General features: G+C 65.1%; 13 protein-coding genes. 11 read left to right on the top strand and 2 right to left on the bottom strand.

Annotation, left to right across the window (positions count from 1 at the left end; all coding sequences use genetic code 11):
* The first annotated feature begins 100 nt into the window (after positions 1–100).
* Genes RH91_RS02115 through lldD form a run of 10 tightly spaced genes read left to right on the top strand, consistent with a single transcriptional unit; the run spans position 101 to position 8913 of the window.
* Positions 101–1246, top strand: a complete 1146-nt coding sequence (locus RH91_RS02115; RefSeq protein ID WP_010160851.1) for a mandelate racemase/muconate lactonizing enzyme family protein — start codon at positions 101–103, stop codon at positions 1244–1246.
* A complete protein-coding gene (locus RH91_RS02120; protein WP_010160852.1) occupies positions 1243–2547 on the top strand; it encodes an MFS transporter in 1305 nt (434 codons plus the stop codon). The genes RH91_RS02115 and RH91_RS02120 overlap by 4 nt, the downstream gene beginning before the upstream one ends.
* A complete protein-coding gene (locus RH91_RS02125) occupies positions 2544–3512 on the top strand; it encodes a 2-hydroxyacid dehydrogenase (protein ID WP_010160853.1) in 969 nt (322 codons plus the stop codon). Before RH91_RS02120 ends, RH91_RS02125 begins: the two co-directional genes overlap by 4 nt.
* Positions 3502–4326, top strand: a complete 825-nt coding sequence (locus RH91_RS02130; RefSeq protein ID WP_010160854.1) for a kinase — start codon at positions 3502–3504, stop codon at positions 4324–4326. Before RH91_RS02125 ends, RH91_RS02130 begins: the two co-directional genes overlap by 11 nt.
* Complete coding sequence (locus tag RH91_RS02135; RefSeq protein ID WP_010160855.1) at positions 4323–5024, top strand: GntR family transcriptional regulator; 702 nt, start codon at positions 4323–4325, stop codon at positions 5022–5024. The genes RH91_RS02130 and RH91_RS02135 overlap by 4 nt, the downstream gene beginning before the upstream one ends.
* A 4-nt stretch (positions 5025–5028) precedes the next feature.
* Positions 5029–5850, top strand: a complete 822-nt coding sequence (locus RH91_RS02140; protein ID WP_010160856.1) for an amidohydrolase family protein — start codon at positions 5029–5031, stop codon at positions 5848–5850.
* Between the two features lie 12 nt (positions 5851–5862).
* Positions 5863–6705: a fumarylacetoacetate hydrolase family protein gene (locus RH91_RS02145; RefSeq protein WP_010160857.1), complete on the top strand. Its 843-nt coding sequence runs from the start codon at positions 5863–5865 to the stop codon at positions 6703–6705.
* A complete protein-coding gene (locus RH91_RS02150; RefSeq protein ID WP_010160858.1) occupies positions 6702–7451 on the top strand; it encodes an SDR family oxidoreductase in 750 nt (249 codons plus the stop codon). The genes RH91_RS02145 and RH91_RS02150 overlap by 4 nt, the downstream gene beginning before the upstream one ends.
* Positions 7448–7783, top strand: a complete 336-nt coding sequence (locus RH91_RS02155) for an L-rhamnose mutarotase (protein ID WP_010160859.1) — start codon at positions 7448–7450, stop codon at positions 7781–7783. The genes RH91_RS02150 and RH91_RS02155 overlap by 4 nt, the downstream gene beginning before the upstream one ends.
* Complete coding sequence (gene lldD / locus RH91_RS02160; RefSeq protein WP_010160860.1) at positions 7780–8913, top strand: FMN-dependent L-lactate dehydrogenase LldD; 1134 nt, start codon at positions 7780–7782, stop codon at positions 8911–8913. The genes RH91_RS02155 and lldD overlap by 4 nt, the downstream gene beginning before the upstream one ends.
* 146 nt (positions 8914–9059) lie before the next feature.
* Here the strand turns inward: lldD and RH91_RS02165 are convergent, their stop codons facing one another.
* Both RH91_RS02165 and RH91_RS02170 read right to left on the bottom strand, forming a co-directional pair.
* Positions 9060–11834 carry a TonB-dependent receptor gene (locus RH91_RS02165; protein ID WP_010160861.1) on the bottom strand — a complete coding sequence of 925 codons (2775 nt, stop codon included), beginning with the start codon at positions 11832–11834 and terminating at the stop codon, positions 9060–9062.
* Between the two features lie 73 nt (positions 11835–11907).
* Positions 11908–12942 carry an aldo/keto reductase gene (locus RH91_RS02170; RefSeq protein WP_051116662.1) on the bottom strand — a complete coding sequence of 345 codons (1035 nt, stop codon included), beginning with the start codon at positions 12940–12942 and terminating at the stop codon, positions 11908–11910.
* 68 nt (positions 12943–13010) lie between these two features.
* Between RH91_RS02170 and RH91_RS02175 the strand changes: the two genes are divergently transcribed.
* Positions 13011–15038: a right-handed parallel beta-helix repeat-containing protein gene (locus tag RH91_RS02175; protein ID WP_010160863.1), complete on the top strand. Its 2028-nt coding sequence runs from the start codon at positions 13011–13013 to the stop codon at positions 15036–15038.
* Positions 15039–15310: the final 272 nt, after the last annotated feature.

Genomic DNA, 15310 nt, shown 5'->3' on the forward strand with positions numbered 1-15310 from the left:
CCCCCTCCCGAGCGCTCGATCGACATCGTACTGTTGTATCTTGCCGTCCCAGAACTAATCATCTAGTTCGTCTGATATGTCAAACGGGAGTTAAGCGGCGATGTCCGATACGATGATCGTCAAGTTCAGGATTACACGCTTCCAGTTTCGCCGCGACCGCGTGATCGGCGATTCGCAAGTGCGCGCCGAAGACGCCAATATCGCAACGATCGAGCTGATCGACGGAGACGGGCGCGTCGGGCTCGGCTTTGCGCAGACCCTGTTTCAGCCCTTTCCCGACGAAGCCGAGATCGTCCGGGTTTTCACGGGCGAGGCATGGCCGCGGCTGGAGGGGCGCGAAGCATCGTCGATCGCGCTCGGCCTGGGACGCGCGCGGGGCGGCAACGTCCGTCGGATGACGCTGCCGTTCGAGGAGGCTATCCAGCACGCGGTGTGGGACTTGTTTGCCAAGCAGAACGGGCTCCCGCTGTGGAGGATGCTGGGCGAGAAGCGCGACAGCGTGCCGGTCTATGCCAGTGGCCTCGATTTCCACCTGTCCGACCACGCGTTCGGAGAGTTGTTCGGCGGTGCCGCCGCGGCGGGCTACCGCGGCTTCAAGATCAAGGTGGGCCATTCCGATCTCGAGCGCGACGTCCACCGCCTTGATCTGCTCAAGCGGGCGGTCGGTGACACGCGGCCGGTGATGATCGACGCCAACGAAGCGTGGACCGCGCGCGAGGCAATCGTCGCGCTGGAGACGTTCGCGAAGGCAGGCCATTCGATTTACTGGGCGGAGGATCCAATCCCGCGCGACGATTTCGACGGGTTGCGCATGCTTCGGGCGAGCGGCCTCACGCGGATCAATTCGGGCGAATATCTCGATCTCGGCGGCAAGCGTCGGCTGATCGAGGCGCGCGCGTGCGACATGCTCAACGTCCACGGCCAGGTAAGCGACGTGATGCGCGCGGGCTGGCTGGCGGAGGAAGCGAATATAGAGGTAACGTTCGGCAACACCTTTCTCGAGATCGGCGTCAACATGGCGCTGGCGCTGCCTGGCGTGCGTTGGCTGGAGTATAGTTTCCAGAATTTCGATCACTTGGTCGAGCGGCCGTACACGATCGTCGACGGCCTGATCACCGGCAGCCAGGAACCCGGTCACGGGTTGATCCTGAGCGAGACCGCGCGGCGCGAGCATCGGCAACCCACATTGTGTGCGCTCGAGGCGCTCGGCGAAGCCCCGCTGCCCCAACGGGCACTTGCGGCATGACGCTGACACCCGAGGCCGCGGCGCTGGAGGCGCTCACCACGCCCGTCGACGTCGGCGGCGACCGGCACGTCTCGGGTGCCGCGAAGATCGTGCTGCTCGTCTCGCTTGGCGTCGTCTTCTTCGTCCTATTGACGCTGTACGCGGCGGTACTGGGCGTATTGCTGCCCAACCAGATCCAGAACATCGACGCTTCCGCCAAGACCAAGGCGCTCGGCATCGTCTTCGCGATCACGTCGGTGTTCAGCACGCTCGCGACGCCGATCGCGGGAGCACTATCCGACCGGACACGGACGCGTTTCGGAAGGCGGACGCCGTGGATCGTGATCGGCGCGACGCTTGGCGGCGCATCGCTCATGGTGGTGCCACACATGGGGGGGCTCGCCGGAATCACCCTGTTCTGGGTTATCGCAACGGTGACGCTCAACGCAATGCAGCCCGCGATCACGACGATTGTCGCGGACCGTTTCTCGACTGCCGAGCGCGGGCTCGCTTCGGGCGTGGTCGGCGCCGCGATGACAGCAGGCGTATCCGCGGGCACGATCTACGGCGGACTGTTCGCCGATCGGCTGGTGATGGCATACACGTTGCTGGGCGGTGCGATCATCGCGGTATCCCTCGCCTTCGTCCTCATCAATCCGGAACGCCGCGTGGCTTTGCCGCCGGCGACGCCGTTCCGGATCGGCGCGTTCCTCAAGGGCTTCTGGGTGTCGCCGCGCGAGCACCCCGACTTCGCCTGGGCGTTCCTGGGCCGGTTCACGATCTACATGGGCTATCAGGCGATCGTCACCTACCTGCTCTACATCCTGCAGGATCACATCGGGCTGACTCAGGCGAAGGCCAATTCGACGATCGCGGCGCTCTCCTCGGTCACGTTCGTGGCGCTCGTGATCTCGGGGCTGGGCTCAGGCTTACTCTCCGACCGCATCGGCCGACGCAAGCCGCTGGTCTTCGCGGCGAGCGTGATCATGGCGCTGGCGGTCGCGATGCCGCTGCTCGTTCCGACGATGACCGGGATGTACGTCTATGCGGTGCTGATCGGGCTGGGCTATGGCGCATTCATGTCGGTCGACCTTGCGCTGATGACAGAAGTGCTGCCCAAGGGTGCGTCGAGCGCTGGCGACACGGGCAAGGACCTCGGCATCCTGACGACCGCGGTCAACGTGCCGCAGATCCTGAGCCCTGTCATGGCAGCCGCGCTGCTGACGATGACCCACAACGACTATCCCCTGCTGTTCATCGTCGCTGGCGTGTTCGTGCTGGCGGGATCGTTCTTCGTGCTACCAATCCGGTCGGTACGATGACGCGGGCGCGAATCTTCGTCACCCGGCGGCTGCCCGAAGCGGTCGAGCAACGACTGGCGGCTTCCTACGAGGTGACGATCAACGCGGACGACGTACCGCTCGACCGCGCCGCACTCACCGCGGCGATGCGCGAGCAGGACGTAATGCTGCCGACGATCACCGACCGGATCGATGCGGCTTTGCTCGCGACGTCCGATTGCAGAGTTCGGCTGATCGCCAATTACGGCGCCGGTACGGATCATATCGATCTCGGTGCTGCCCGAGCTGCGGGCGTCACGGTCACCAACACTCCCGGCGCACTGACCGAGACGACCGCCGAACTCGCGATTCTGCTGATGCTGATGGCCGCGCGCCGCGCCGGCGAAGGCGAGCGTGAATTGCGGGCCGGGCGCTGGACTGGCTGGCGACCGACACATCTCATCGGCTCCGGGCTGACCGAACGATCGCTCGGGTTGGTCGGCTTCGGCCGGATCGCGCAGGCGACCGCGCGGCGCGCGCGTGCGATGGGCATGTCGATCCTCTATTATTCGCGATCCGCCGCGAGCGCGGAGATCGAAGCCGAGTGCGGGGCAAAGCGCGTGGACAAACTCGTCGAACTCGTCGCCAGCGTCGACGTTCTGTCGCTGCATGTCCCCGGCGGTGTGGCGACGGAGCATCTGATCGACGCGAAACTGCTCGCGGGCATGAAGCCCGGGGCGATCCTGGTGAACACCGCCCGCGGCACAGTGGTCGACGAACGCGCGCTCGCCGTCGCTTTGCGGGATGGGCCGCTCGCTGCCGCCGGGCTCGACGTGTACGAGCGTGAGCCGTCGGTGGAGCCCGCGCTGCTCGCCTGCGAGAACGCCGTGCTGCTGCCGCATCTCGGCAGCGCGACGACGACCGCGCGCGTTGCGATGGGGATGCAGGCGGCGGACGCGATCGATGCTTTTTTCGCCGGACAGGAGCTGACCGATCGTGTCGCCTGACGAAGTCATCGGCGATTTCATCGCGGCTCGGCTCGCGACGCGAACGGCGCATACCCCTCTGGTGGTTGGGCTGTGCGGCGCGCAGGGAAGCGGCAAGTCGACGATCGCCGCAGGGATGGCACGGCGCTTCGATCGCACCGCGGTGCTCTCGCTCGACGATCTCTATCTGCGCCGTGCCGACCGCGAGGCGCTGGCGCGCGCGGTCCATCCGCTGTTCGCCACACGCGGCGTGCCGGGGACGCACGACGTCACGCTCGGATTGGAGGTGCTCGGCGCGGTCGACCGTGGCGAGCCGGTCGCGCTGCCCCGCTTCGACAAGACTTACGACGACCGTGCCGCCGTGGCGCAGTGGCCCAAGGCACCGGCGCCATGCGACCTGCTGATCTTCGAAGGCTGGTGCGTCGGCGCCACGCCGCAGGACAGCGCCGCGCTTGCCGCGCCGGTCAATGGGCTGGAACGTGACGAAGATTCCAAGGGAGACTGGCGCACCGCCAGCAACGCCGCACTCGCCGACGCCTACCAGTCGCTGTTCGCGCGGATCGACGCGCTGGTCCTGCTCGCCACCCCGGATTTCGCGACCGTGCTCGCCTGGCGCCGCGAGCAGGAGAACGCCTTACGCGTAGCACGCCCTGGCCCCGCAGTGATGGACGACGCCGCGGTCGCGCGGTTCGTGGCGCACTATGAGCGGCTGACGCGGCACATTCTGGCGGAGATGCCGTCGCGTGCCGACCTCGTCGTGCCGCTCACCGCGTCCCGCCAGATCGCGATGCCGATTGATTCGGCACGCTCGCCACTGGTAACGTTCGATGCATGACCGTAACCAAGCCAAAAAAGACCTCCCGCGCGCGATTGACCGACCCGGCCGATCCCGATGTGATCCTGCGGCTGGGCGAAAAGGCGTATCGCGCAATCTTGCAGGGGCTGTTCGACCGTACTGTGCCCGCGGGTGCATTCCTGTCGCAGGCGGAGCTGATGAAGCTGTTAGACCTGCCGGTTCAGCCGCTGCGCGACGCGCTGCGCGCGCTGGAATCGGAAGGGTTGGTCACGATCCATCCGCGATCGGGGATCCAGTTCACCAAGGCGGACCTGGAATTGGCACGGTCGACCTACCAGTTCCGGTCGATCATCGAGCGGCCCGCGGCGCGTGCGTTTGCGGAATCGGGCGACGCGGCGTTGATCCAGAAACTGATCGACGATCATCATGCGCTGATCGATCAGGTCGAGCATGCCGAGCCGGACCTTCTGGCGCTCGACGAGATCGAGCAGCGGCTGCATGGGAGCATGATCGCCAGCCTACGCAATCCGTTGGTCGAGACGACCGCACGGCGGCTGAAGAACTATGTCACGCTCGTCCGCATGGACCGGCTGGTAACGCGGCCGCTCGTGCTGCGGACGCTCCGCGAACATCTCGACATCCTCAATGCCTGCGCCGCGCGCGACGGCGATGCGGCCGAGGCAGCGCTCTCCTATCATTTTCAGGCGGCGTTGCAGCGTATTCTCGGCATGGTGTGACGCGATGAGGATCGTCGACGCGCACCAGCATTTCTGGGCATTCGGCGAGCCCGAGCACGAATGGCCGACGGCCGAATGGCCTTCGGTGCATCGTGACTTCGGCCCTGGGGATCTGCGCGAGGCGACCGCGGGTGTCGATCTCGCAGGCACTGTGCTCGTCCAGTCGCAACCAACAGACCACGACACCGACTGGATGCTTGCCCTCGCCAACGCCGAACCACTGGTGAAAGCGGTAGTCGGCTGGGTCGATCTGACCGCCTCCGAGGCACCCGCCCGCATCGCGGCGCTGGCATTCCGCCCTAAGCTGCGCGGGCTTCGGCCGATGCTTCAAGGGATTGCCGACACCGACTGGCTGCTTCGCGCGGAGCTTGCGCCCGCGCTGGCGGCGATGGAGGACCAAGGTCTCAGGCTCGATGCGCTCGTCCAGCCGCGGCACCTGCCGATGCTCGCCACCTTCGCGGCACGTTGGCCGACGCTGCCCATCGTCATCGACCATGCCGCCAAGCCGTTCGCCGCCAATGGCACGCTGGGCCCGTGGCGTGACGACATCGCCCGGCTTGCGGACGTCGGGCTGCACTGCAAGCTATCCGGGCTGCGGACTGAGCAGACCCTCGGTCAGCCTGCCTGCGACCTGGCGCCCTATGTCACCCACCTCGTCGACTGCTTCGGCGAGCGGCTGATGTGGGGCAGCGACTGGCCAGTCATAGCGCTGGCGGGCGACAGCTGGACCGACTGGCTCCGCGACGCGCGCACGCTCGCGGCCGATGCCGATGCGGCGCAGCTGTTCGCAGGCTGTGCCACGCGCTTCTACGATCTCGCACTCTAGAAAGGACTTACCATGAAACTCGCCCGCTACGGCGAACTCGGCGCTGAACGCCCTGCCATGATCGACGCCGCCGGCGTCGCCCGCGACCTTTCGGACATCGTTCCCGATATCGCCGGTACGACGCTGACGCAGGGCGGTCTCGCCGAGCTGCGCGCCGTCGACCCATCGACGCTGCCCGCGATCCCCGATGGCACCCGCATCGGCGCCGCAATCGGCGCGGTCGGCAAGATGATCTGCGTCGGGCTAAACTTCCGCGATCATGCTGCCGAATCGAACCTCGCGGTGCCCGAACAGCCGGTGATTTTCATGAAGGCGACCACCGCGATCTGCGGCCCCAACGACGACCTCAGAATACCGCGCGGCTCGGAAAAGACGGACTGGGAGGTCGAACTGGGCGTCGTCATCGGCGACATCGCCCGCGACGTGTCCGAGGCCGAGGCGATGAGCCACGTCGCCGGCTACGTGCTGGTCCACGACGTGTCCGAGCGCGCGTTCCAGCTCGAACACGGCGGTCAATGGGTTAAGGGAAAGAGCTGCGACACGTTCGGACCCATCGGTCCCTGGCTGCTGACGGCGGACGAGGTCGACGATCCCCAGGCGCTGGGTATGTGGCTGGAGGTCAACGGCCACCGCTACCAGGACGGCAACTCCCGCGAGATGGTGTTCGGGGTCGCGACGCTCGTCAGCCACATCAGCCGCTATATGACGCTGATGCCTGGCGACATCATCTCGACCGGCACCCCAGCAGGAGTAGGGCTTGGCCAGAAGCCGCCTACTTACCTGAAAGCTGGCGACGTCATCGAACTCGGCATCGACGGGCTCGGCAGGCAGCGCCAAACGGCGGTTCAAGCGTGAACGGGGGAGCAGCGAGCGGACGGCTCGCGGGTAAGCGCGCCGTCGTCACCGGGGCAGGTCAAGGGATCGGCCGGGCCGCGGCCGAACTCTTCGCGCACGAGGGTGCGTGTGTGATCGCGCTCGATCTGAATGCAGACACGCTCGCCACGCTACAAGGCTGCGAGACCCACACGATCGACTTGCTCGATGCTTCGGCGATCGCGGCATTCGGGGCGGATGTCGGTCGCGTGGACGTGCTGTTCAATTGCGCGGGCTATGTCGATGCAGGCGACATCCTTTCGACGACCGATCGCGGTTACGACCTGTCGTTCGATCTCAACGTCCGTGCACCGATGCGGATGATCCAGGCCCTGCTGCCCGCGATGATCGAGGGCGGCGGCGGCACGATCGTCAACATGGCGTCGGTCGCCGGGGCGGTCCTCGGGGTCGCCAATCGCTTCGCTTATGGCGCATCGAAAGCGGCGATGGTCGGGCTCACCAAATCGGTAGCGGCGGACTATGTTGCCAAAGGCATTCGCTGCAACGCAATCTGTCCGGGGACGGTGCAGAGCCCCTCGCTCGACGAGCGTCTCGCTGCTACCGGCGACGCCGACGCGGCGCGCGCGCAGTTCGTCGCCCGTCAGCCGATGGGTCGGATCGGTGAGGCCGGAGAGGTCGCGCGGCTTGCTTTGTACCTCGCCAGCGACGAATCGAGCTACACGACCGGGGTGATCCACATCATCGACGGTGGCTGGAGCAACACATGACGCGCCGCATCTGCCAGGCGATCGACCTCGACCCCGCGGCGAGAGCGGAATATGAGCGCCGCCACCGTCCCGGCGGCCCACCCGCCGCGGTCAACGCCAACATCCGCGCCGGCGGAATTCTGGCGATGGAAATTTACCGCGTTGCCGATCGGCTGTTCATGATCATGGATGTCGGCGACGACTTCGATCCCGCCGCGCTCGCCGAGGCAGATGCGAACGACCCGGCGATCCGCGCTTGGGCGGAGGACATGGCAGCGCTCCAGCGGCCGATCCATGATGCGCAAAGCTGGGCCGAAATGACGTGCATCTACCGTCTGGCGGACCAACCATGATCATCGCCTCTACGCATGATTTCCGTGCGGCGGCGAAAGCGCGACTGCCGCGCTTCCTGTTCGATTACGCCGACGGTGGCGCCTATGCCGAGGCGACACTGGCAGCGAACGTGAACGATCTCGCCGGCATCGCGCTACGCCAGCGGGTGCTACGCGACGTCAGCGCGATCGACCTGTCGACCACCTTGTTCGGCGCCAAGCGCCCGCTGCCGATCGCGCTTGGGCCAATCGGGATCGGCGGGATGTTCCGCCGTCGGGGCGAGACGCAGGCGGCGCGTGCAGCACACGCGCGTGGCATTCCGTTCACGCTGTCGACGGTCGGCATCTGCTCGATGAACGAGGTCAGGGGGGCGTCCAAGGACGGGCCGACCTGGTTCCAGCTCTACGTGATCCGCGACCGCGCGTTCATGCGCGACCTGATCGACACCGCCAAGGCCGCGGGAGCGGAGGCTTTGGTGTTCACCGTCGACATGCCGGTGCCGGGAGCGCGCTATCGTGACGCCCATTCGGGCATGTCGGGCCCGCGCGCGCCGCTTCGGCGCGTGCTGCAGGCGATCGGCAAGCCCGGCTGGGCGTGGGACGTCGGCATCCGCGGGCGTCCGCACCGGCTCGGCAACCTGGAGCCCGTGCTGGGGGCGGCATCGGGCCTCAACGACTATATGGGCTGGCTGGGGTCGAACTTCGATCCGTCGATCGCATGGAAGGATCTCGACTGGATCCGCGCAGCCTGGGACGGGCCGCTGATCATCAAGGGCATTCTCGACCCGGACGACGCGCGCGCCGCAGCGGATATCGGCGCGGACGGGATCGTGGTCTCGAACCACGGCGGACGGCAGCTCGACGGGGTACTGTCCTCCACCCGTGTGCTTCCCGCGATCGCGGAGGTGGTGCGCGGACGGCTGACCGTGTTGGCCGATTCGGGCATCCGATCCGGGCTCGACGTGGTGCGGATGCTTGCGTTGGGGGCGGACGGAGTCCTGCTCGGTCGAGCGTGGCTCTACGCGCTCGCCGCGAACGGCGAGGCGGGCGTGTCGCTGCTGCTCGACCTGATCGAGAAGGAGATGCGGGTTGCGATGGCGCTGACCGGGGTGCGCAGCATCGCGGAGATCGATCGCTCGATCCTCGTGTAGCCGCATAGTGCTTGCGATGCCGGCATCTCGTTGCGCCTGCACGTTTGGTTCGTGCAGGTCGCGTTACGCAAAAGAGACCCCAGCTTTCGCTGGGGCCATAGGGGGACGGGCAACGAGAGCGGGCGCACTGCCCGCCCTCGATCGGATCAGAATTTCATACGACCGCCAACCAGGAAGCGGCGCCCCGTCAGCGCGTAGCTGAAGGTCTGCGACGGGATCACTTGGTAGGTGAACTCCTTCGCATTGTTCAAATTGAGTGCATTGGCACTGAGCGAGAAATGCTCGTTGATATTGTAGGTAATGCTGGCGTCGAGCTGACCGTAACCATCGAAATACGTGGGAAGACCGTTGCGCCCTTGGGCGACTTGTAGGTATTTGTCGCGCTTGGTGTAGGCGACACGCGCCTGCACTCCATACTTCTCATAGAAGCCGACGAGGCTGTACGAGTTCTTGGACAATCCCTCCAGGCCATAGCTCGTGCCCGTCACCTGGTTCTGGTAGTTGGCATCGCTGTCGACGTAGGTATAGCTCGCCTGCACGCCGAGGCCGTCCAACGGCGATGGGAGACCGGCGAATGCCTGACGATAGCTCAGCTCGAAGCCCATGACGGTCGCACCCTTGCCGTTGGTCGGTGTTGTGACCTGGAACGTGACCTGATCGACCAGCTGCGGCGTCGTCGCCCTGGCAACGAAGCTATCGATGCTCTTGTAGAACATCGCGCCCGACAGCAACGAGAAGCGGTTGAGATACCATTCCAGCCCCGCCTCGATCTGCGAAGCGCGGAACGGCAGCAGATTGGGATTGCCGCGGGTAATCTGCTCGTTGCCTGGGTTCGACAGGATCGTCTGCGCCGGCGAAAGATCGGTGAGCGTCGGACGGCTCATCACGCGCGATGCGGCGAAGCGGAACAGGAACTTGTCGGTCAGATCCAGTCGCGCGTTCATCGACGGTAGCAGGTCGGTATAGTGCCCCTTGAACCCGATCGGCACGACCGGCGACAGCGTGATAATGTTCTGTCCCTGTCCGTTCGACGCCGCCGACAGGATCGTCTGCGCGGCGCCGTTGGAGGTGAAGCTTGTGTCCTCGAACCGGATACCCGTGTTGATCGACAACGGCATTGAACCGAGGTCAGCCTTCACGTCGAACATCAAGTAGCCGATCCAGACCTTCTCCTTCACCACCGAGCTCTGCGCGGGACTGAACACGGGGCGCTGGTAGCCGACAAAGTTCGGATTACTGCTCTTATAGCCAGCCAGGGCCTGGGTGAAGGTCCGCGGATCGTAGTCGACCCACTGGCGGACCGTGTTGCCGTCGTAGCCAGGGAACCAGTTGTTCGGCGTCGTCGTGAACAGGTTCGACGGCATCGGAACATAGGTCGTTCCCCCGCAGAACGCGCATTGCGAAGCCGGCGGCTGCGCGATCGAATCAGCCCGCTTCGAGCGGTCTTCATAGGCCATGCCGGCATAGACCTTGATCGGTCCGGCTGGGCTCCAGTCTCCGTCGAGGTGGAACTCGGCTGTGTCGTCCCTGGTGTTGGTGCCGCCGTCTGCCTCGTAATGCCCGCCGATATTATTCACATCCGTCGGCGCGTTGGCGTAGTTTGGATTTGAGAAATTGACGTCGAAGATCGGACTGCCGGTGCGGCGGTCCCACGTCAGCGTCGAGTTCACCCGACGGATGGTGGAGAAGTATTGGTCGTCGTTGCCCGTCCGCTTGGCACGCGATTTGGACAGGTCGCCGCTGATGTGGAAGTCGTCCTTCTTCCAGTCGAGGTTGAGACCCACCAGGTAGGTCGTCGCGATGCGCGGATTGCGACTTACGATCTGGTCGACAAAGCCGCCGGTAAAGGTCTGGGTCTGCGCCGCGCCATTCTCGACGACTTGGTTTGTTAAGGTCCCTCCGCCAAAATCGTAAGCGATGCTGGACACATGGTCGAGCTGGTTTAGCTTGGAATAGAACCCATCGAGCGTTGCGGTCAGGTTCGGCGTCGGTTTCCATTGGACGGTGCCGCTCGCCCCGATCCGCTCACGCTTCGACGTGATGTAGCTGGGCGAGATGTTCGACGGCATCGAGACATTAGTGAATGGCCCGACCGACGGCGCGACCCGGCCCGCGTAATAGCTGTCGTTGCTCGAATGCGTGACCCAACCCGCGCCAATGTCGAACTGGTCGATACGGATATCGCGCTTCTGGTACGAACCGACCAGCGACGCGCCAAAGGTGCCGTCCGCGTTGTGCCAGCTGAGCACGCCCGAGGCTCGCGGGTTCCAAGTGCCAGGCAATTGGTCGTTCTGCATGTCGAACGAAGCGGCGATGACGAAGGCCTTCTGGTCGAGGGGGCGGATCGTGCGGACATCGACGGTCGCGCCGATGCTCGCGCCGTTGAGCTTCGCGGTCGGGCTTTTGTAAACGTCGGCGCCGCCGATCAGCTCGGAGGGCAGAATATCGAAGCTGAATTCCCGGCCGATATTGTCGGTGGCGAGCGTACGACCGTTGAGCGTCACGACGTTGAACTGTGGGCCAAGGCCGCGAACCGAGACGAACTGGCCGTCGCCGCCATTGCGGCTGATCGTCACGCCCGGGATGCGCTGGAGCGACTCCGCGACGTTCTGCTCGGGCAGCTTGCCAATGTCCTGCGTCGTGATCGAATCGACCACGTTGATCGCGTCGCGCTTTCGCTGGATGGCCTGCTGCTGGCTGCCTCGCAGACCGGTCACGACGATGTCTTCGGTTGAACCGACCCCGTTCGCGGCAGTGTCGGGCTGAGGAGTCGTCTGCGCGCTGGCGGCTGGCATCTCAACTGCATTGGCCTGATTGGTCTCGGTCGAAGTGGCAGGACCTGCAACCTGTGCGGTCACGGACGTAGCGAAACAGGCTGCGACGGTCGATACGCCGACCAGTAAGACGTGCTTCACGCGCATGAGAAATCCCCTCCAATGTTTGCTTCGCTGTTATCGATAGCAATTGAGATTTCAGATATGATTATTGAATCAGTTAGTCAAGCGAGCGTGGTGCCATTGCGACGGGTACTGGCGCGTCGCTCCGGACGAGACCGGCGTCTCGCAGATCGCTCCATAATGCAGTGGGAATCTCCCAGGCCATCATCGCCGCCGCCTGCTCGACTTCGGCAGGGTTTTTCAATCCGGCAATCACCGAGACGACCTGCGGATAGGCCAGCGGGAATTGCAACGCCGCCGCTGCGAGCGGCACGCTGTGCGAGTCGCAGACGCGTTCGAGCGCGGCGACCCGCTCCATCACCGCCGGCGGAACAGCGCCGTAATCGTAATGCGCGGTGCCGCGCGTACCCGCTGCCAGGATGCCGCTATTGTATGGCCCGCCAATCATCACCGCGACGTTGCGTGCCGCGCATTCCGGAAAGAAACGGTCGAGGGGTGACTGGTCGAGCAACGTGTAGCGCCCGGCAAGCAGCATTACGTCGAACTCAGCCTGCGCCATCGCCTCGACGCAGACCTGCCATTCGTTAACACCGAGGCCAATAGCCCCCACCCTCCCCTCATCGCGAAGGACCCGCATCGCGCGATAACCTCCGTCGAGAAACTGCGCGAACAACGCCGGGTGCGCATCGCCATGCGTCGCCCGGCCCAGGTCGTGCGCGTAGAGGATGTCGATCCGCTCGCGTCCAAGCCGCCGGCAACTCTCCTCGAACGACCGCATCACCGCATCGTAGCTGTAATCGAACCGGCTCTCGAACGGCTCGGGCGTGATGAACGCCTGACGCACCCGGCTGGTATCCGCGTCGGGCACAGGGGCGAGCGTCCGCCCGATCTTTGTGGACAGCACGATCCTCGCGTCGGGATCGCGTTCGGCGAGCGTGCGACCAAGGCGCTTCTCGGACAGGCCGAAGCCATAATGTGGCGCCGTGTCCACATAGGTCAGTCCGACCGCCAGCGCAGACGCGATCGTGGCGTCGGCGACATCATCCGAAACCGCTTCGAAAAGATTGCCTACCGCGGCACCCCCGAACCCCAACGGACCGCAACGATCGAAAATGGAAGGGGCCTCGAGCATCACGTCTCTCCTTACTTGTCCAACTCTGATATATCAGTATAGTTTTTTGAAACAAATAGGAGAGTGATATGGCCGTAATGACGCGCTGGACGACGCATGCGTTCGTTGCGACCGCCGCGTTCCTCGCAGCCCCCGCGCATGCTGCGTCAGGTCACCGTGCAGGTGAAGCCGTCCAACTCTTCGTCGCGCCTGGAGGATCAGACGCGAACGACGGCAGCCCCGCGCGTCCGTTCGCAACGCTGGAGCGAGCGCAGGAGGGAGTGCGGAGCGTAAACCATGACGCCGACGTCGTCGTTACGATCGCGGACGGCACCTATGCGCTGGCCGCGCCGCTCCGCTTCGCTGCGGACGACGGCGGGCAGGCCGGCCATCTCGTTACTTGGCGCGCGGCACCCGGCGCATCGCCTTTGATCTCCGGCGGGATGCCCGTTCAAGGCTGGCGCATCGATGACCGCGCGGCGGGCGTATGGGTCGCGGACGTCCCCAAAGGTGTCGACTCCCGCCAGCTCTGGGCCGGAAATCGGCTCGCCGAGCGCGCGCGCATCGAGGTGCCTCCCACGGCCTTCACCTTCGCTGAAGACGCGCTCGTCATCGCCGATGCCGCCTATCGCTACCTTGCCAATCTGCCCGGACAGCACCGGATGGAAGTGGAAGGCACCGGCCATTTCACCGATCGTTATGCGGTGGTCGATCGGATCGAGGGCGATCGGTTGATCATGCAGCAGCCGGGCTGGGCGAACAACCTGATCGGCTTCGACACGATCGCGCGCTCGATCGCGCGCAAGCGGTTCCGACTGTTCCTGCACAATGCGCGCGCGTTCCTGAAGACCCCGGGGCAATGGTATCTCGATCCCGCGGCGGGCAAACTGTACTACAAACCACGCGCGGGCGAGGACATGGCCCGCCTGCTCGTCGTGCTGCCGCGGCTCCCCGCCTTGCTGTCGATCGCAGGAAGCTACGACGTGCCGGTCCGGGACCTGCGTTTCACCGGACTGCGCTTCTCCTACACCAGCTGGCTGGGGCCATCTGCGGCGAACGGCTACGCCAGCCAGCAGAGCGGCGCCTATCTCGCCGAGCGGGTGCCAAACTATCCCGCCGACCCAATCGAGAGTTGCCGATGGGGATGCTGGCCGTTCGAGGCGATGCGCCAGCGCTGGAACCAGGCGCCGGCTGCGGTGCAGGTCGCCGCGGCGTCGCGGATCACCTTCGACCAGAACGTCTTTGCGCATCTCGGCCAGGTCGCGCTCGGTATCGGCAACAACCCCGACGCGAACCTCAGCGGCATCGGGCTCGGCACCGCGGGCGTCGTCGTCTCGCGCAACCGCTTCCACGATCTTTCTGGCGGGGCGATCATGGCGGGCGGGGTCCGCGCCGACGCTCACCACCCGCCGCGCGCCGAGATTGGCAACCGCGCGCTGGCGATCGCCGACAATTTGATCGAAGCCTTCTCGCAGGATTACAAGGAGCAGGCGGGGATCCTCGTCACCTATGCGGCGGGAACGTCGATCACGCACAACGACGTGTCGGGCGCGCCGTATGACGGGATCGACATTGGCTGGGGTTGGGGCACCAACGATCCCGGCGGCAACCCGACCTATCGGACGCGGCAACGCGGCTATTACGACATGCCCGGCAACAAGGTGTACGACACCCCGACGACGCTGCGGGGCAGTTTCGTGGCGTACAATCGGATTCACAAGGTGAAGCAATGGTTCGCCGACGGCGGGGCGATCTATCACCTGTCGGCCGATCCCGGCGCGGTGATCGCGGAGAATTACGTGTTCGACGTCCCCGGCGCGATCGGTCTCTACCTCGACGAGGGTTCGCGCCACGTAACGGTCCGCGACAACGTAGTCGATGGCTCGCGCGAGTGGCTGTTTGCGAACACGATGGACGAGTTCTTCCCGATGCGGGTGACGATCGACAACACCGCCACCGGCAACTGGCACCGCGGCGGCGTGCTCGCGGGGATGTGGACGGCACACATGAATAACGTCGTCTCGCGTGATCACCCGATAACCGGTGCGTGGCCCCCCGCGGCGACCGCGGTGATCGCCGCCGCCGGGGTCCGCCCCGAGAAATCGGCTAACCGCTAGCGGAGTTGTCTGATTAATGCAGAAGCGTCTGAAATCGTTAGAGCGGATATTGCAAGGGCCGCTCGGTTTGGGCCGCTTTCGGTCCGATGCGCGCGAGGTTAAATTAGCTGTCGACCGGTCGAGGGTAAACGAAAGGCCGCTGATACTAACATGTGCTCGAAAGCGGTCGTGCTGCAATCACCTGACACAGGCATTCCATTTTCCAGGCCCCGCCAAGTAAACGAACGTCCGCTTACACCATTCGCCACCCGAAAGCGGCCATTCCGCTTTCC

This window comes from Sphingomonas sp. PAMC 26617 (assembly GCF_000242835.1).
Taxonomy (GTDB): domain Bacteria; phylum Pseudomonadota; class Alphaproteobacteria; order Sphingomonadales; family Sphingomonadaceae; genus Sphingomonas.